This window comes from Streptomyces venezuelae, assembly GCF_008642355.1.
Classification (GTDB): Bacteria; Actinomycetota; Actinomycetes; order Streptomycetales; family Streptomycetaceae; genus Streptomyces; species Streptomyces venezuelae_B.
This window is the reverse complement of record NZ_CP029193.1, coordinates 488,554-506,340: the sequence shown is the minus strand read 5'-3', so window position 1 is coordinate 506,340 and position 17,787 is coordinate 488,554. Positions and strand designations below refer to the sequence as shown.

The window sequence follows — 17,787 nt, the reverse complement described above, 5'->3', positions numbered from 1 at the left end:
AGCAGTCCGCCGGGCGATTCCGCGCGCATGCTCGACGTACCGCCGGGCCTGCCAAACCGGTCGCGGCTCTGTGGCTCGTCCGTTGACCGAGGCGGCCCGGCCACTCTCTATGTCCGCTGAGCTGCGTGAGCCCCATCGGTGGACGTCGCCTCGCCGACGCCGACGCCGGCCGGATCGTCCAACACCGCCCGCGCCACCGAGTGCGCGGCCCCCAGCAGCGGCCCGTCCGAACCGAACCGGGACACCCTCACCCCACACGACCGGCCCGCCGTGCGTTCCGACAACTCCCGCTCGAGCGCGGGCAGCAGCCACGGTGCGAGCCGCGACAGCGCACCGCCCAGCACGATGGCCCGCGGATCCACCAGATTCACCGCGCCGGTGAGAGCGATCCCCAGAGCCGTCCCGGCGTCGCTGAGGGCTCGCCGCACCGTTTCGTCACCCGCGGCGGCGCGCTCGGCAAGCACTTCACTCCGTTCTTCACCCAGGTCACCGAAGTTGCTCGGGCTCCCTGAGTCACCCTCGCCCAGGCCGCCACTGTCGCCCCGACCGTTACCGTTGGCCCGGCGGCCACTGTCTCCCCGGCCGCCACCACCATCAGCGCCCCCCGAGCCGTCCACGCCCCTCGCCCCCAGCCCCGCGGCACGCAGCACCGCGCCCTCACCCGCGTACTGCTCCAGACAGCCGCGCCCTCCGCAGGGACAGGCAGGACCGTCGGGGTGGACGGGCACATGTCCCAACTCGCCGGCGAACCCGCGCGTCCCCCGCAACAGCCGTCCATCGACGACGAGTGCCGCACCGATGCCGATCTCCGCCGACACATGGAGGAAGTCCTCGGGCGATTCCTCGCCGAGCCACAGTTCGGCGAGCGCCCCGAAGTTGGCCTCGTTGTCCACCGTGAGCGGCAGATCGCCGGGCAGCAGTCGGCTCAGGTCGACGTCGTGCCAGCCGAGGTTGGGCGCGCGCACGACTGTCCGGCTGTCGCGAGCGACCAGTCCGGGCACGGCCACCGCGAGCCCCTCGGGTGTCAGCCCTTGCCGCCGCGCCTCGACGCACACCCGCCGCACCAGGGCGGAGAGATCCTTCCATACGGGTGCGGGGGAGCGGCCACGGTTGGCGGACCGTCGCTCGGCGCGTGCGCGGACCTCACCCCGCAGATCGACCGCGCACACCGCCAGATGGTCGACTCCCACCTCGGCACCGATGCCGACGGGGCCCGTCGCACTGATCGCGAGAGCGGATCCCGGGCGCCCCACCCGTCCGGGCCGCTCGGGACCCAGCTCGTCCAGCAGCCCCGACCGGATCAGTTCGTCCACCAATGTGGACACCGCGGCCCGTGTGAGTCCGATGCGGGAGGCCACCGCCGCACGGGACAGGGGGCCGTGCGAGGCCACCGCGTGCATCACGCGGGACAGATTGCGGCGGCGCATCCCCTGCTGCGTGTCGGGCAGCCGTGCACCGGACGATCCCCGGCGCTGGTCGTGCAGCGGTGCGGTCATGCCTCGATCAGTCCTCATTCCCCGTGGGGCGCCCTGTCCAGGAGCGGCGCCGCGTCGGAGAGTACCCCGGAGATCCTGGACAGCGCCGCCTCGTCGCGTTCCACGGGGTCGAGCACGGGCCCCCGAGCCGTGTCCCAACGCCGCGCGATGGCGCTCGGGTCCTCCTCGGTCAGCAGGCCCGCCGCCTGAGCCGCGGCCCCGAGTGCCACCAGTTCCTGTGCTTCCGGGATCTGCACGGGGCGTCCGGAGAGGCGCTGCACGGTGTGCTGCCAGGCCGTGCCGCGCGCGCCGCCTCCGATGAGCAACAGCGGGGTCGACCGGTCGGCGTCGGCGTCCAGAACCAGGTCGAGGGCGCCGAGCAGTGAGTGCACGGCCCCGTCGTACGCGGCCTGGAGGAGCTGACCGGGCGTCGTGTCGTGCCGGAGGCCGTGCAGGACACCCGAGGAGTGGGGCAGATCCGGAGTGCGCTCGCCGTCCAAGTAGGGCAGGAGGGTGACCGAGCCACCCGGGTCCACCGCCTCACGACTCAGGTGGAGCAGTTCGGCGACTCGGTCGACGGCCTGGGTGCAATTCAGGGTGCAGGCGAGCGGCAACCATGCGCCACGCGCGTCGGCGAAGCCCGCCACAGTACCCGTCGGGTCGGCCGGACGGCGCTCCGAGACGGCGTACACCGTGCCCGACGTGCCGAGGCTCAGCACTGGTGTCCCGGGGCGCAACCCGAGCCCCAGTGCTGCCGCCGCGTTGTCGCCGGTGCCGGGGGCGACCAGCGTGCCCTTGGAGAAGGGCAGTCCACCGCCGCCCCGGACCGTACCGACGGTCTCTCCCGGCCGTGCCACGCGGGGCAGCAGTGCGGGGTCGAGTCCCACCATGTCGAGAATGCCCTCGTCGTACCGCTCCGGCCCCGACGCCCACCAGCCCGTTCCGGAGGCGTCGCCGCGGTCGGTCGTGGCGAGGCCGGTCAGCCGCTCCGTGAGGTAGTCGTGGGGCAGCCGAACGGCAGTGGTGGCGCGGGCCGAGGCGGGCTCGTGCTCGGTGAGCCAGGCCCACTTCGTCACGGTGAAGGAGGGGCCGGGAACACTGCCCACCCGATCGGCCCACACCTTGGCCCCGCCGAGGCGCTGCACGAGGCTCCGTGCCTGTGGGGCCGACCGCACGTCGTTCCAGAGCAGTGCCGGGCGCACCGGGCTGCCGTCCTTGCCGAGGGTGACGAGTCCGTGCTGCTGCCCGCCGATGGATACGGCGGAGGCCTCGCGAGCCGCCTGCCCGCACTGTTCCAGGGCCGTGCACAGGGCGTCCCACCATTCCTGTGGGTCGCTTTCGCGGCGTTCGCCTGTGCTGACGCGGTGCCGTGCCTGCCCGCGCGCGACCACCCGGCCGGTGGGCGCGTCGACGACCAGGACCTTGGTGGACTGCGTGGAGCTGTCCACCCCGACGACAAAGGGTCCCTGAGCGGTGGGCGCTGACGACATCACGGTCTCCGTTTCTGCGGCTGTCCCCGGGTGCGCTCCGGAGTTCACTCCTCGACCTTCCCAGCAGCGCCCTCGGATACTAATTTGTAAAGTGCCATGACGAAATAGGCGAGGGAGCCGCACATGAACTATCAGCCCACCCCTGAGGACAAGTTCAGCTTCGGCCTGTGGACGGTCGGCTGGCAGGGCAGGGATCCGTTCGGAGACGCCACCCGGGCCGCGCTGGATCCCGCCGATTCGGTGCGTCACCTCGCCGAACTGGGCGCCTACGGAGTGACCTTCCACGACGACGACCTCATCCCCTTCGGGTCCTCCGACTCGGAACGGGAGGGACACGTCAAGCGGTTCCGGCAGGCGCTGGACGCCACCGGGCTCGTCGTGCCGATGGCCACCACGAACCTCTTCACCCATCCCGTCTTCAAGGACGGCGGGTTCACCGCCAACGACCGCGACGTGCGGCGTTACGCGCTGCGGAAGACGATGCGCAACATCGACCTCGCGGCGGAGCTGGGCGCCCACACCTATGTGGCGTGGGGCGGCAGGGAGGGTGCGGAATCCGGCGCCGCGAAGGACGTGACCGTCGCCCTCGACCGCATGAAGGAGGCCTTCGACCTGCTCGGCGAGTACGTGACCACACAGGGCTACGCATTGCGTTTCGCCATCGAGCCGAAGCCCAACGAGCCGCGGGGCGACATCCTGTTGCCCACCGTCGGCCACGCCCTTGCGTTCATCGAACGCCTGGAGCACCCGGAACTCTACGGCGTCAATCCGGAGGTGGGGCACGAGCAGATGGCGGGCCTCAACTTCCCGCACTCCATCGCTCAGGCGCTGTGGTCGGGCAAGCTCTTCCACATCGACCTCAACGGACAGACCGGCATCAAGTACGACCAGGATCTGCGGTTCGGGGCCGGTGATCTGCGCAGCGCCTTCTGGCTGGTGGACCTCTTGGAGAGGGGAGGGTACGACGGCCCCAGGCACTTCGACTTCAAGCCGCCGCGCACGGAGGACTTCGAGGGGGTGTGGGCCTCGGCCGCGGGCTGTATGCGCAATTACCTGATTCTGCGTGAGCGCGCGGCCGCGTTCCGGGCCGATCCCGAAGTACGTGAGGCGCTGCGTGTCGCTCGCCTGGACGAGCTGGCCGTTCCCACGGCCGAGGACGGGCTTTCGGGTCTGCTCGCCGACAGGAGCGCCTACGAGGCGTTCGACGTCGAGGAGGCCGCAGCGCGCGGCATGGCCTTCGAGCGGCTCGACCAGCTGGCCATGGACCACCTGTTGGCTGCCCGGAGCTGATCCGCCGGCCCGCGCTCGGGCAACTCGCGCAGGGGTCTCGCCATATGACCGGTACGAGGCGACTCTGGTGGGTATGGCCATGCCGCCCGTACCGCCGCAGCCGCCTCCGCCGCCCAGTGCTCCTCCGCCCGGAGGGGGTGGGTTCGGCCCGCCGCCGGGAGGCGGGTACGGGCCGCCCCCGGGGGCCGGGGGCTGGCCACCGCCACCTCAAGGAGGACCGCCGGGGCGGCGCAACGGCCTTTTCGCCCTGCTTGCGATCATCCTGGCTCTTGGAGCTGTCGCCGTGGTGGTTCTGCTGGTCATGAACGACGACGGCGACGGCGAGAAGGAACCCGCCGAGTCCGACAGCAGTACAACGCGCGAACCCACGCCCTCCTTGAGCATCCCGTCCCGCATTCCGAGCGAGCTGCCCACAGGCCTGCCCAGCGGCGTCCCTTCGCTGCCGACCGACTTCCCGACCCTGCCCACCACTTTCCCGACCCTGCCGACCGATTTCCCGAGCGACCTCGACCCGGCCGTACCCTCGCCCGCGGATGACCAGGTCCCGTACTACCTCCTCAAGAAGGGCGACTGTTTCGACGTCGACAGCAGTCGGCCCGGACAGGCCGCGAAGAGGTCGTGCAACGAACCGCACGATGCCGAAGTCGTCAAGTTCGCCGAGCTGAGGGGTGCCTACACGACGGACGCAGCTCTGAAGAAGGCGGCGGCCGCCCTCTGCGAAGGGCCCCTGGAGCGCAAGGCGCGCGGCCAGCCGTCCGGGACAGTGCGCGGGACGCTCGTGCAGTACCCGGATGCCACGGGCTACAAGGTGGGCATCGACAACGTCGCGTGCAGTCTGGCGGGGGACAGCGGCCCGGGCAGGCACAAGCTCACCAAACCGCTGTCCTGACCAAGTCAGTACCGCCGGGGGAGCCGTACGTATGTCACCGTCGTCTCCGTGCCGCTGTCCACCAGCCGGCCGTCCTTGTCGAACGCCTCCGGGCCGTCGCTCATTCCGAAGTCGTTGTCGTTGATGAGGGCCAGCGTGCGACTGTCGACCCGGGCGATGCCTTCGATCTTGCCGGGCACGCCGTCGACCGTGTTCAGATCGACCACCAGGCGCTTTTCGAGGACAGGCACGCCGAAGGAGGCGGGTTCGTCGAGCTGCTCCAAGGCGGGCCGCGTCGTGCTCCTGTCCCACTTGCCGCCCAGGATGTTCGCGCCCCGACCCAGCGTGACGGCATGGAGGCGTGCGGCTTTGTCGGTGCGCTCCTGGACGAGGAGCTTGTCGCGTCCTGTGGCGACGACGGAGGAGATCTTCAGTTCCGACGTGTCGTTCTCACCGGGATCGACGAGGCCCACGGGATCGAATCGGTAGGCGTACTCGGCGGTGACGGCCTGCTTCCGCGGTGAGAAGCGCAACAACCGTGCAGTGCGCGAGCCCTCGCCCGCATCCTCGTCCGGCAGGGAGAGCGGACTCTGCACGGCCATCACCAGATCCCCGCCGGGGAGTTGGGCGAGCCCTTCGAATCCTCGGTTCGTCTCGCGGTGCAGAAGGACGCCTGGCAGCGTCTCGGACACGGGGTAATCGGCGCCACGCAGCTTCAGCCCGCGCGGGACGTACCGCTTGATGACCTTCCCGCGCGCGGAGACGTGGACCAGGGACGGCCCGTACTCGTCGACCAGCCAGAAGGTGCCGTCCGGGGCACGCACGAGCCCTTCGGTGTCCAAGCCGTTCGGGTCGTACGACACGGGATTCTTCGCGTCGTACGAGTACGGCGCCTCGTCGCGCCCTTCCTGGTTGGGCAATCCGGTGACGGGCTTCCCGGAGGAGGTCGTCAGCGGGAGCGCGGAGACGACCTTCGTCCGGTCCCCACGGACCCGGATCTTCACGATCGCAGGGTCGAAACCGGGGACCGGGAAGGTGCGGCGCTTCTTGCCGTCGACCTTGATCTGGCCGTTGGGCCCCCGGTCGGTCACCGCCCAGAACTCGCCCTTGCGGCCCGCCGGGTACAGATCGCTGCCGATGCCGCCGAGGTCGACACCACGGTCGTCCTTGACGGTGCCCGGCAGCAACGTGTTGCTGAAGGTGCCGAGCGGAATGTCGCCGAGAGTCGCGGCAGTGGTCACGCGCGCCCCGCCCTGCCCGCCGCCCGGTCGGCCCGTCGCGGTGCCTGCCACCGTCAGGGCGGCGACCACGGCGAGCGGCAGACCGATGGCTATGGAACGACGGACACGGCCCTTACGGGCGGCGTGCGGGGACATCAGGGCCTCCTGAGGCACAGGGTTTGTGACAGCGGTCAGACTTCGCCGCCATCACGAACCCGAGGGGGCCCTTGGGTGAACACAGAGGGACGTGCCGACGGCGCCTCCTAGAGGAGAGCGCGCCGTGTCCGCACAGGGCGCGTCACTCGCTTCCTTCGGCGACGGCCAGCGCCGTCGCCGGGTCCTGGGTCGCGGGCCCCGCAGGAGCCCAACGGCCGCTTTCCTTGCGGTAGGGCCACCAGCGGCCGTCGCGGCCGTGGCGCAGCTGCACATCGGTACCGACCACGGTCCAGCGGTTGTGCGTGACGCGAAGCCGGGGCCTTTCGTCCTCTTCCCAGGCGGCGTCCAGTGCGGCACGCGCGCGTGCCAGCGCTTCGTCTTCGGGCGTCCACGTCTCTTCGAGGATATGGAGGGCGGCCCGACCTCCGTACCTCCAGGCCCGGACAGCAAGGTCGAGACCGTCCCGTCCGCGCTCGGACGCCGTCGCGAGCCGTGTTTCCACCGCGTTCCCGGGCAGCGCCGCCGCCAGTCGGACGGCGTCCTCGGCGGTCGACAAGGCGGCCTCTATGGGCTGGCGTTCGTGACCGGGTGCGAGCGCGTCGGCGAGGAGCCGGTGTGCTTCGACGGCGGCCTGTGCGGCCAGGAACTCGACCGCGGCGACGTCGAGTCCCGCAGCCGGTTCCGCCTCCGTGTCGAGCGACGGCGGCACACCCGGCTCCGCGGGCAGCGGAGGCAGGGCAGGCAGCGGCGGGAGGATGGCGCCGTCCGCGTACGCCTCAGCGGCGTCCACGCCCTCTGGACCGCCCTCCTGGACACCCTCGTGGGCCTCCCGGACTTCGGCCGTCGAGGCGCTGCGCGCCTGCAGTTCTTCGAGGAGCATCCGCTCCCCGCGTCCCCGCATCAGCAGCAGCACGAACGGGTCCTCGTCGAGTAGACGTGCCACTTGGTAGCAGAGGGCAGCCGTATGCCCGCAGTGGTCCCACGCGTCGCAGTCGCACTCGGGCTCGAGATCGCCGATGCCCGGCAGGAGTTCGACGCCCGCGGCCGCTGAATCCTCCACCAAGTGCGGCGGCATGTCGCGGTCCAGGAGCGCGGCGATGTGGCCCGCCCTCTCGATGGCCATCTCCAGAAAGCGGTCCCAGGCTTCTGGGCCCAGCTCCTGCAACAGGACATCGGAACGGTGCGGCGTACCGTCCCGGTCCTTGACCACAGCCGTGATGCGACCGGGACGCACGGAGACGGCCCCCACCGCGCCCGCGCGCGCGAGACGGCGGCCGGCCTTCAGCTGCTGGAGATCCAGGGCGGTGTCCTCAAGGGCCTTCAACCAGGCCTGACCCCACCAACTCTGCGCGAACCCCCGCCCGTGCGCGGGCGGCAGCGCCGCGAAGGTGCGCTCCTCCGACTGCGTGCCCGCGCGTGTGCCGTCCGCGTCGTCGTACGTCTCATCATGGATGTCACTCATCGCGTGCCCCCTCGCAGCTCCACAAGTTCCGAAAGCTCGGCATCGGTCAGCTCGGTGAGAGCCGCCTCGCCGGATCCCAGGACAGCGTCCGCCAACTCCCGCTTGCGCAGCAGCATGTCGGCGATGCGGTCCTCGATCGTCCCCTCCGCGATCAGCCGGTGCACCTGCACCGGCTGCGTCTGCCCGATGCGGTACGCGCGGTCGGTGGCCTGCGCCTCCACCGCGGGGTTCCACCAGCGGTCGTAGTGCACGACGTGCTCGGCACGGGTCAGGTTCAGGCCCGTTCCGGCCGCCTTCAATGACAGCAGGAAGACCGGCACTTCACCGTCCTGGAAGCGCTGCACCATCGCCTCCCGATGCGCTACAGGAGTACCCCCGTGCAAGAACTGAGAGGGGACACCACGCGCCGAGAGATGCTGTTCGATCAACCGCGCCATCTGGACGTACTGCGTGAAGACGAGCACGCTCGCCTCCTCCGCGAGGATCGTGTCGAGCAACTCGTCGAGCAGCTCCAGCTTTCCGGAGCGACCCGGGATACGGGGCTCGTCTTCCTTGAGATACTGCGCGGGGTGATTGCAGATCTGCTTGAGCCCCGTCAGGAGCTTGACGATCAGACCCCTGCGCGCGAACCCGTCGGCACCGGAGATGTCAGCGAGCGTCTCCCGCACCACCGCTTCGTAGAGGCCCGCTTGCTCCGCGGTGAGCGAGACGGCACGGTCGGTCTCCGTCTTGGGCGGCAGTTCGGGAGCGATCCCCGGATCCGACTTGCGGCGGCGCAGCAGAAACGGTCGCACGAGCTGTCCGAGCCGCTCGGCGGCAGCAGGATCCGAGCCGCCCTCGACGGCCTGGGCGTACCGCGTACGAAAGGCCCCCAGCCGGCCGAGCAGGCCGGGGGTCGTCCAGTCGAGGATCGCCCACAGTTCGGAGAGGTTGTTCTCCACGGGTGTACCGGTGAGCGCCACGCGCGCGCGTGTCCCGATGGTGCGCAGCTGCTTCGCCGTGGCCGAATAGGGGTTCTTCACATGCTGGGCCTCGTCGGCGACGACCATGCCCCAGGAGGCCCGACCCAGTCTCTCCGCGTCGAGCCGCATCGTCCCGTAGGTCGTGAGGACGAACTCGCCGTCCGCCAGATCGTCGAGGTTGCGCTGGGAACCGTGGAAACGGCGTACGCGCGTGCCCGGCGCGAACTTCTCCACCTCGCGCTGCCAGTTGCCCATCAGTGACGTGGGACAGACCACCAGGGTGGGTCCGGCGGACTCCTCCTGCGTCTGACGGTGCAGATGCAAGGAGATCAGCGTGATCGTCTTGCCGAGGCCCATGTCGTCGGCGAGACAGGCACCCAGCCCGAGTGATGTCATGCGGGCCAGCCAGTTCAGGCCGCGCAGCTGGTAGTCGCGCAACTCGGCGGCAAGGGCCGCGGGTTGGCCGACAGGCTCCATTCCTTCCGGGTCGGCGAGCCGCTCCCGCAGAGTGGCGAGCCACCCGGTCGGCTCGACATCGATGCGCAGGCCCCCGACCTCGGCCGTGCCAGTCAGTGCGGCACCGAGCGCGTCAATGGGGGTGACCTTGTGATCCTGCTGCTCGCGGGCGCGCCGGACCTCGGCCGGATCGACCAGCACCCACTGATCCCGGAGGCGGACCACCGGACGGTTCGATTCCGCGAGGTGATCCAGTTCTGCCCGTGTGAGCTGCTGGTCCCCCAGCGCGAAACGCCAGTTGAAGGCGAGGAGCGTGTCGGCAGAGAGGAAGGACGGTGTGTCCGAGGAAAGCTTGTGAGGGCCCTTCCGGTCACTCTCGTCCTCGGCCGGGCCGATGACGGCGTGTGCGGTGAGATTGCGCGCCAGCTCCCTGGGCCAGTGCACGTCGACGCCCGCGCCGGCCAACAGGCGGGCGCCGTCGCCCAGGAGCGCGGTGACGTCCTCGTCGGCCAGCTCGATCGCGTCGGGGACGGAGGCCGACAGGAGCGGGGCGAGCGGCGGCCACGCGCGCGTGGCGCGACGCAGCGCGAGCAGGGCGTCCATGCGGGCACGCGGGCCGAAGGCCTGGCCCGAGGCGCCGGATCCCGCCCACACCTCCGCGGCGTCCGCGACGAGCGAGGGGTCGCTGACACTGTGCAGCTGCAGCACGGCACGGAAGGGCAGCCGGGTACCGTCGTCGGCCACCGTGGCGAGACCCGGAATCTCCAGGCGCAGCGAAATCCGTACCCCGGCGTCGTGCCCGGCGGCGACGTCCAGCGCCCAGGCGCGCTGCTCCGGCACGTACTGGGGTTCCGGCGCGGCGTACACGGGTCCGCCCGCGGCCAGGGGTGCGGCGGGGGAGCGGGGGAGCGTGTCGGCCACGGCGTCGAGGAACTGGCGCAGCACCTGCTCGGGCTCGGGCAGCCGCAGCGGTTGGCTGTCGCCCAGCGGAAGGGCGTGGGCGGCGGGGGGCATCGCTGCGGCCAGTTCGCGCAGCCGTTGCAGGTCCTCGGCGCTCAGCGGGCCGGCGCGCCACGCGTCGTGATCGCTGACGGTCAGCCCCGGCAACAGCAGGCCGCGAGCCGCCAGTTGCAGGGCCAACACCCCCGCCGTTCCCCAGAAGGTGCCCGTCGGGTGCGTCTCCGTGGCGGCACGCGCGCGCGTGAGGACGGGCAGCGCGGCGCGGACGGGAACCAGAACCGCGGACACGGCCGCCGGTTCCACGCCCTCGTCCCCCGGCACGGCAAGGGTCAGCTCTTCCTGGGTGCCGATGGAGGCGTGCGGCGGCTCGGTGCCGTCGGCGTGCCAGAAGGCGACACGTCCGTCACGGGGCGGGTCGGCAGGCACGAAAAGAACGGAACAGCGCGACAGTTCGGAGATCTCGGAGGGGGACACGACAGGGGGCCTGTGCACAGCGATGGCGCATTCCTCAAATTTGACTACTGAGACCGGAGCGGCCGAGAGTACAGCACGAGAAGGCACTCGTGACTGTCGTGGCGCGGTGATCCACATCACTTTCCATCAAGGGGGTGTAGCCAGCCCCCCTGGCGGGCGGTGCTGGCCCCCGGCTGGACTCGGGTGGTGCCGCCATGGTTGCCCCGGGTCACTGATCCGTACGTTCTAACAGGTCAGCCCCGTTGTCTTGAAGACCGGAGACCTACCATGTCCCAGGCCGCCGCAGTAGCGGAACGCTCCCCATCCAGCACCCGCGGGCAGAGTGCCGGAAGTGATTTCGCCCCGCTCCTGCGCACGGTCAAGGAGCAAGGCCTCCTCCATCGGCGTACCGGTTGGTACGCGCGGACCATCGCGGTGAACGCCGGCGCTCTGGCCGCGGTGTGTGTCGGCATGTTCCTCCTCGGCACCTCATGGTGGGTGCTCCTGCTCGCACCAGTGCTGTCCGTCCTGTGCGCCCGGACAGCGTTCATCGGCCATGACGCCGGACATTCGCAGATAACGACGGACCGCTCCGTGAGCCGTGCCATCGGTCTCGTGCACGGCAATCTTCTGCTCGGGATGAGCTCGGCCTGGTGGAACGACAAGCACAACCGACACCACGCCAACCCGAACCACATCGAGAAGGACCCGGACGTCGCCGCGAACGTCCTCGTGTGGACCAGCAGACAGGCCAAGGTACGCGTCGGGTTCCGACGTTGGCTGACCCGCAACCAGTCCTGGCTCTTCTTTCCGCTGACGCTCCTCCAGGGTGTCGCCATGGAGATCTACGGCTTCCAGGACCTGCGACGGCAGGCTCCGCGTGAACGGGCCGTGGAAGGCCTGCTGCTGGTCGCTCACCTCGTCGGCTACGTGACGTTGCTCCTCGCCGCCATGCCCCTCGGTCACGCGATCGTCTTCGCCGCGATCCACCAGGCGCTGTTCGGCCTGCACCTCGGTCTGGCCTTCGCCCCCAATCACAAGGGCATGGAGATGCCGGACCCGAACGGAGAGCGCTGGGGACACCTGCGCCGCCAGGTGCTCACCTCACGCAACATCCGTGGCGGCCCGGTGACCGACTGGTTCCTCGGCGGACTCAACTACCAGATCGAGCACCACCTGTTTCCGAGCATGCCCAGGCCCCACCTGCGCCTCGCCCAGCCCGTCGTGCGCGAGCACTGCGCTGCTGTCGGCATGTCCTACACAGAGGCCGGATTCATCGACTCGTACCGGCAGGTCCTGCGGCACATGTACGAAGTCGGAGAGCCGCTCCGGGTCGAGTAGGCAGGGAACGCCGAAACCAGTAAGGGCACGACTCAGGGGTCTCTCAGGGTCCCGGTCCGGAACCGCGGGCGAGCGGTTGCCGTTTTCCAGGACAGAGAGCGGCACACGCCGCGAAGGAGGCGACGCACATGTCGAAGAAGGCGAAGATCGCCGCAGGTGGTGTAGCGGCCGGGATCATTCTGCTCATCTGGTTGCCGTGGTGGGCCGCACTTCTGATCGTGCTCGGAGTTCCCGCCGCGGCGTATCTCACGCTCGACTCGGGTCAGCGGCGGCGGCTGCGCCGCGTCACCCGCAAGGAGATAGGCCACTGAGGGCCGGTCGGCCCCTGGTCGGCCAGTGGTGAGAGGGTGAGCAGGTGCGGGCGACGAGCGACCCGTCAATCCGCTCAGGCCGGACGGACCGCCATCTTGTCCAGGGCTTCCAGGAGCGCGGGAAGCTCGGGGCCACGGCCCACCGGAAGCACGTCTCCGGGCTCTTCGTCCAGGAGCACGAAGGCGATGTCGTCGGTCCTGGCGACCAGTGACCAGCCGGGACCGTCGGCCCGCAAAGTGCGCGCGTCACCCGAGGCGAAGGCCGACCGCACCCGTCCGAGGGGCGGCGGCGTGTCCACGTAGGCACGGGCTTCCGCCAGGACGCGCCTGACACCGGTCAAAGGTGCCGCGTCGGCATCCGCCGGAAGGTCCTTCTCGGTTCCGGGGGCCTCGAAGTCGCTGTCGTCGATCTGCGCACGCCAGTCCGCCCACTGCAGCGCTATCTCGTCCGCGCCCAGTCGCCGCTGTGCCGGGCCCCAGTCGCCGGCCTCCGGTGGCGTCAGCGGAGGCCGGTCCGCGTCGGGATCAGGTTCGGGGTCGTGCGGAGCAGGCACTCCCGGTGCGGCCACAGCGACGGCGAGCGGCCATCCGGGGAGAGCGGCGACCACGGTCCGTTGATCGGGGGAGAGGTCGTACTCCATGCCGCAGTCCCACGAAGCGATCGCCACAGCCACGAGCGACACATCGTCGACGACGACCGTCCAGCGCGCGCCCGCGCCGTCCTGACCCAGCACCAGGCCGTAGCCGTCGGCCAGCGGCGGCAGATCCAGGGCAGCGCAGGCCTCCGGATAGTCGTCGCCCAGCACACTGGGGAACTTCGCAGGCGTGAGAAGCACCGCTGTCAGTACGTACAGCGCGTCGTCATCGGCGGCGACAGCGTCGTCCGTTCCGGCCATGCCAGCCTCCCCATCGCTTCATCCGTCGGCGCACCCTAACCACTGGCCCCGGAGATCGTCGAGAGGGGGACGACCAGGAAGATCACCGTCCCACGCCTTTCCGGGCCGGATCGGCACGGAGCCGTCTCAAGCGGCGGGCAGGCCGAGGAGAAATCGGGCCACGTCTCGTGGTGACTCGTCGCGTTCGCGTGCCAGGGCTATGACGGCACGGCAGGCGAGCTCGTTGACGCCGAAGGACAGTGCCTCCGGAGAGACCCATCCTGTCGCCTCGTCCATCGTGGTCTGATCGTCCTCGGCGCATGCCGCGACGTAGGCGGCGGCTGCTTCGAAGAGGTTGTGCGGGCGCTCGTGCTTGTCGTGGCCGCGTGCGGTCCCGTCCTCGGACCGTGGTGGTTTGTCGGCGCGCCAGAATTTGCGGAGTGCGTCAAACATGTGGTCCACCTTCCCCCGGAATGTGCCACAACCGTTGTTCCCTGCATGTGTCGTACGCCAACGTAGAGTTAGCGCATCGGTGACAGAAGGGGGACCGCGCGGTGAAGCGTTTCGAGCGGCTCGAGCAGATCAGGCGCCTCGATCCGGAGCGGGACTACCTTGAGATCTACCGTCTCACCACGACATTCGAGTTCCCGTGGGACTACACGCGCGCACTCGAACTCGCCCTCTATCGCACGTATGCGGTGCCCAGCATCGGTCGGCTGCTCGCGCAGACGGCAGAGCTGACGGATCGTACGCAGAAGCGGTACGACGACACGGCCCTCCTGCTCGACGCCATCGTCGAGCATGGGTTCGCCGGCGAGGAGGGGCGCACCGCCATCCGCCGCATCAATCAGATGCACCGCAGCTACGACATCAGCAACGACGACATGCGGTACGTGCTGTGTACGTTCGTTGTGGTGCCGAAGCGGTGGATCGACACCTATGGCTGGCGCAGGCTCTCGCGTCACGAGACGGCCGCCGCCGCCATGTACTACCGCACCCTCGGGCAGCACATGGGTATCAAGGAGATCCCGGGCTCCTATGAAGAGTTCGAGAATGTCCTCGATGCGTACGAAGAGGCGAACTTCGGCTGGGATGAAGGGGCCCGCAGTGTCTCCGACGCGACTCTGGACCTGATGGCCTCGTGGTATCCGAGTCCTCTCGCGCCCCTTCTGCGGAAGGCGACTGTCGCATTGCTGGACGAGCCCTTGCTGCGGGCGTTCCGCTATGAAGAGCCGGACGCGCTCACCCGGTCACTGGTCCGGGGCGCGGTGAGGTTGCGAGGGCGGGCGGTGCGCCTCATGCCGCCACGCAGGGCACCGCATTACGCGCGTCAGAACAGGGAGATCAAGGGGTACCCCGACGGGTACGTGGTCGCCGAACTCGGGTCGTTCCCCGTGCCGGGCGTTCGCGGCTGCCCGGTGCCGCACAAGGGAACGTCAGCGAACGCTCCCGTCGAGTGACGCCAAGGTGTCGCGCAGCCAGGCGAGTTCGGCCCGGCTCGTCGCCCGGGCGATCGTGAGGATCCCGCGCCGGAACGGGTCGCCCAGCTCCTCCGCGCTTAGGGGCCGTTCGCCGTCATAGAAGAAGCTGGCCGGCTCCTCCAGAAAAGCGAGTCGCCGCCGCAGTACCCCTGCCTGCGCCTGCGCGTCGTCGAGGTGGCGCAGGAAGGCGAGCAGCGTGAACCAGCGATTCTCGTCGGTGATGTCTCCCCGTGCCGGGTCGGCGAGCCGCCTGCGCAGTTCTTGCCTGCCCGCCGCCGTGAGGTTCAGGACGTGGCGTGGGGCGGCCACGGTGCCGGGCTGAGTCTCCCTGACCAGTAGTCCGGCCTTCTCCAGCCGCTTGATCGCGGGGTACAGCGTGCTCTCCGCCACAGGTCGCACGTGCCCGGTCAGCGCGGTGATGCGCTTGCGCAGTTCGTAGCCGTGCAAGGCGGCGTCGTAGAGGAATCCGAGGATGGCCAGTTCGAGCATGGGCGGCATTCTGCCTCATCACGCCTGCACAACCGTTGTACCTCCATTACGTAATACATCGTCACCGAGGTATGATCTTCGTTGTGTCCCGGCGGTGGGCGGGGGTGAAGAACTCGACGAGGAGACGGGGTGCGGTCGTGAAGGAGGCCCAGTTCGATGCGCGGGGCAGCCGAGTGCGGTGGACCGAGGTGAACGGGAGCGGCCCGGCGCGGGTCTACGTCCATGGGCTCGGCGCGGCGTCCACGGTCTACCACGCGCACATAGCCGCCCGGGCCGAACTGGCGGGCAGGCGTTCGCTCTTCCTGGACCTTCCCGGGCACGGTCTCAGCGACCGGCCCGCCGACTTCTCCTACTCCCTGGAGGGTCACGCGGACGCTGTGGCCGCCGCCCTCGACGAGGCGCAAGTGGACGGGGCCGAAATCATCGCGCACAGCATGGGCGGCTCCGTGGCCATCGTGCTCGCCGATCGGCGCCCCGACCTGGTGACCAGGCTTGTCCTCACCGAGGCCAACCTCGACCCTCACCCTCCTGCCACGGCAGGCAGCAGCGGCATCGCCACGTACACGGAGGAGGATTTCCTGGCGGGCGGGTACGCGCGCGTGCTGGAGAAGGTTGGCCCCACCTGGGCGGCCACCATGCGTCTCACGGACCCCCTGGCACTCCATCGGAGCGCGACCGGACTCGTCGCGGGCACCCGCCCGACGCTGCGGCACATGCTCATGGAACTACCGGTCGACCGTGTCTACTTGCAGGGCGACGCGAGCGGCGAACTTGCCGGGCGCGACGGACTGACGGCAGCGGGGGTGCGCGTGGTGACCGTGCCGGGCGCGGGACACAACGTCATGTTCGACAACGCGGACGCGTTCGTCGCCGCGATCGCCGGACGACGAACCGACCGAATCTGTGGCTCGCCCTCAGGGACGGGTTCAGTCCTGGCGTACGGCCAGAGCGAGGAAACGGGCATCCTCGTCGACGTACGAGGTCATGAGCCAGCCGGAACCTGCGAGCAACGGTCCCAGGTTGGCCTCCGCCCGAAGATCGGCCGGAGTGAGCTGCCGCCCCTGACGTGCCGCGAGCGCCGCCCTGCCGATGGGGTGGAAGAGTGCCAGGAGCCCTCCGGGGCGGACGACCCGCCGCAACTCCCGGAGGTTCGCGGCGGGGTCAGGGAGATGCGCGATCAGGCCGGCGCCGAACACGGCATCGAGTGACTGCGTACGGACCGGCAGACGCGTCACGTCGGCGAGCAGCAGCTGTCCGGGTACGTCCCTGCCCGCCCGCGTCGCGGCCTCCAGCATGGCCGGCGTCAGGTCGGCGCCCAGCACCACACCCGAGGTCCCTACGGCGTCTCTGAGCGCGGGCAGAGCCCGTCCTGTACCGCATCCGGCGTCGAGCACGGCGGAGCCCGGACGCAGGGCGAGTGCGGCGACAGCGGCTCGGTAGGCGGGCCCGTCGTCGGGGAAGCGTGTGTCCCAGTCGGCCGCGCGAGCCGTGAAGAACTCCTGGACCTGAGTGTGGTCGTCGCTCATATGACCCATGATCCCGCAAAGTGCCGCACGCGCGTTGGGTGCACTCGTTCGAGCGTGACGCGATCGTTCAGAGCCGTCTCTCTGTCACATTCCAGCAGCTTTCGAAATGCGCCCCCGCTGTGCGCCCTCCCTCGGACTACCGTCCCGGGGCCATGGGACACCTGGACCACGCCACCTTCGGCTGGCTGACCCCCGTGCTGTCGTACGCGATGGCCAGTATCGGCGCCGCTCTCGGGCTGTGCTGCACCGTCCGTGCCCTGGACGCCACGGGCACGTCGCGACGGAACTGGCTCATCACCGCCGCATCCGCCCTCGGAACCGGCATCTGGACCATGCACTTCGTCGCCATGCTGGGCTTCGGCGTCACCGGCACGGAGATCCACTACAACGTGCTCCTGACGTTCGTGAGCCTCCTCGTCGCGATGGCCGTCGTGGGCGCCGGCGTCTTCGCCGTGGGGTACGGCCGCGACCGAGGGCGCGCCCTCGCGCTGGGCGGACTCACCACAGGGCTCGGCGTCGCCAGCATGCACTACCTCGGCATGGCGGCCCTGCGGCTGCACGGTGACGTGCGGTACGACCCGGTCCTGGTAGGCCTCTCCGTGGTCATCGCCGTCGTGGCGGCCACCGCGGCGCTGTGGGCCGGCCTCAACATCAAGTCCCCGCTCGCGGTCGCCGCCGCTTCTCTGGTCATGGGCGGAGCGGTGACGAGCATGCACTACACCGGGATGCTCGCGGTCAGCGTGCGGGTGACACCTTCCGAAGCCGCCCTGCCCGGAGCCACCACGATGCAGTTCATCTTTCCCGTCGCTGTCGGCCTCGGGTCCTACCTGTTCCTGACCTCTGCCTTCGTCGCGCTGTCCCCGACCAAGGGTGAGCGCGAGGCCTCCGTGTCGGCCCAGCGACCGGTTGACGGTGTCGCCTCCTGAAGAGCCATCCGGGGACGGCCGGGCACCCCACCCCACCCAACCGAGC

Annotated in this window: 15 protein-coding genes and 1 pseudogene; 7 read left to right on the top strand and 9 right to left on the bottom strand. The window is 70.0% G+C overall.

Annotated elements, in window-relative coordinates:
• Positions 1–107 precede the first annotated feature (107 nt).
• Both DEJ47_RS02195 and xylB read right to left on the bottom strand, forming a co-directional pair.
• Positions 108–1,496 (bottom strand): ROK family transcriptional regulator, encoded by a 1,389-nt coding sequence (locus tag DEJ47_RS02195; RefSeq protein WP_150164382.1) that lies wholly within the window; start codon positions 1,494–1,496, stop codon positions 108–110.
• Between the two features lie 14 nt (positions 1,497–1,510).
• Positions 1,511–2,965, bottom strand: a complete 1,455-nt coding sequence (xylB, locus tag DEJ47_RS02190; protein ID WP_150164380.1) for a xylulokinase — start codon at positions 2,963–2,965, stop codon at positions 1,511–1,513.
• A gap of 123 nt (positions 2,966–3,088) precedes the next feature.
• On the opposite strand from xylB, the gene xylA reads away from it, so the two are divergent.
• On the top strand, positions 3,089–4,255 hold the full coding sequence (gene xylA, locus DEJ47_RS02185) for a xylose isomerase (RefSeq protein ID WP_150164378.1): 1,167 nt from the start codon (positions 3,089–3,091) through the stop codon (positions 4,253–4,255).
• Between the two features lie 283 nt (positions 4,256–4,538).
• Positions 4,539–5,144: a hypothetical protein gene (locus tag DEJ47_RS02180; RefSeq protein ID WP_223828195.1), complete on the top strand. Its 606-nt coding sequence runs from the start codon at positions 4,539–4,541 to the stop codon at positions 5,142–5,144.
• A 5-nt stretch (positions 5,145–5,149) separates the two neighbouring features.
• Here DEJ47_RS02180 and DEJ47_RS02175 read toward each other — a convergent pair whose 3' ends face one another.
• From DEJ47_RS02175 to DEJ47_RS02165, 3 genes are all read right to left on the bottom strand, one after another.
• Positions 5,150–6,499 (bottom strand): esterase-like activity of phytase family protein, encoded by a 1,350-nt coding sequence (locus DEJ47_RS02175; protein ID WP_150164375.1) that lies wholly within the window; start codon positions 6,497–6,499, stop codon positions 5,150–5,152.
• 142 nt (positions 6,500–6,641) lie between these two features.
• Positions 6,642–7,961, bottom strand: coding sequence for an SWF or SNF family helicase (locus tag DEJ47_RS02170; protein ID WP_150164373.1), 1,320 nt, complete (start codon positions 7,959–7,961; stop codon positions 6,642–6,644).
• Positions 7,958–10,930 carry a DEAD/DEAH box helicase gene (locus tag DEJ47_RS02165; RefSeq protein ID WP_150164371.1) on the bottom strand — a complete coding sequence of 991 codons (2,973 nt, stop codon included), beginning with the start codon at positions 10,928–10,930 and terminating at the stop codon, positions 7,958–7,960. Before DEJ47_RS02165 ends, DEJ47_RS02170 begins: the two co-directional genes overlap by 4 nt.
• 150 nt (positions 10,931–11,080) lie before the next feature.
• Between DEJ47_RS02165 and DEJ47_RS02160 the strand changes: the two genes are divergently transcribed.
• Positions 11,081–12,133 carry a fatty acid desaturase family protein gene (locus tag DEJ47_RS02160; protein ID WP_150164369.1) on the top strand — a complete coding sequence of 351 codons (1,053 nt, stop codon included), beginning with the start codon at positions 11,081–11,083 and terminating at the stop codon, positions 12,131–12,133.
• 128 nt (positions 12,134–12,261) lie between these two features.
• Entirely contained in the window at positions 12,262–12,444 is a 183-nt protein-coding gene (locus DEJ47_RS02155) for a hypothetical protein (protein ID WP_150164367.1), read from the top strand.
• 74 nt (positions 12,445–12,518) lie between these two features.
• Here the strand turns inward: DEJ47_RS02155 and DEJ47_RS02150 are convergent, their stop codons facing one another.
• The gene (locus tag DEJ47_RS02150) at positions 12,519–13,340 is read right to left on the bottom strand and encodes a hypothetical protein (protein WP_150164365.1); all 822 of its coding nucleotides are present in this window, start codon (positions 13,338–13,340) and stop codon (positions 12,519–12,521) included.
• Positions 13,341–13,466: 126 nt separating this feature from the next.
• Positions 13,467–13,772 carry a hypothetical protein gene (locus tag DEJ47_RS02145; protein WP_150164363.1) on the bottom strand — a complete coding sequence of 102 codons (306 nt, stop codon included), beginning with the start codon at positions 13,770–13,772 and terminating at the stop codon, positions 13,467–13,469.
• Positions 13,773–13,873: 101 nt separating this feature from the next.
• Here DEJ47_RS02145 and DEJ47_RS02140 point away from each other — a divergent pair, with 101 nt between their 5' ends.
• Positions 13,874–14,779 carry an oxygenase MpaB family protein gene (locus DEJ47_RS02140; RefSeq protein WP_150164361.1) on the top strand — a complete coding sequence of 302 codons (906 nt, stop codon included), beginning with the start codon at positions 13,874–13,876 and terminating at the stop codon, positions 14,777–14,779.
• On the opposite strand, the gene DEJ47_RS02135 is transcribed toward DEJ47_RS02140, so the two are convergent.
• Entirely contained in the window at positions 14,756–15,289 is a 534-nt protein-coding gene (locus DEJ47_RS02135; protein WP_150164359.1) for a PadR family transcriptional regulator, read from the bottom strand. The genes DEJ47_RS02140 and DEJ47_RS02135 overlap by 24 nt on opposite strands.
• A gap of 137 nt (positions 15,290–15,426) precedes the next feature.
• On the opposite strand from DEJ47_RS02135, the pseudogene DEJ47_RS02130 reads away from it, so the two are divergent.
• A pseudogene (locus DEJ47_RS02130) lies at positions 15,427–16,173 on the top strand (alpha/beta fold hydrolase); the annotation flags it as partial.
• Positions 16,174–16,215: 42 nt separating this feature from the next.
• On the opposite strand, the gene DEJ47_RS02125 reads toward DEJ47_RS02130, so the two are convergent.
• On the bottom strand, positions 16,216–16,815 hold the full coding sequence (locus DEJ47_RS02125; RefSeq protein ID WP_150164357.1) for a class I SAM-dependent methyltransferase: 600 nt from the start codon (positions 16,813–16,815) through the stop codon (positions 16,216–16,218).
• 152 nt (positions 16,816–16,967) lie between these two features.
• Here DEJ47_RS02125 and DEJ47_RS02120 point away from each other — a divergent pair, with 152 nt between their 5' ends.
• Complete coding sequence (locus tag DEJ47_RS02120; protein WP_150164355.1) at positions 16,968–17,741, top strand: MHYT domain-containing protein; 774 nt, start codon at positions 16,968–16,970, stop codon at positions 17,739–17,741.
• Positions 17,742–17,787: the final 46 nt, after the last annotated feature.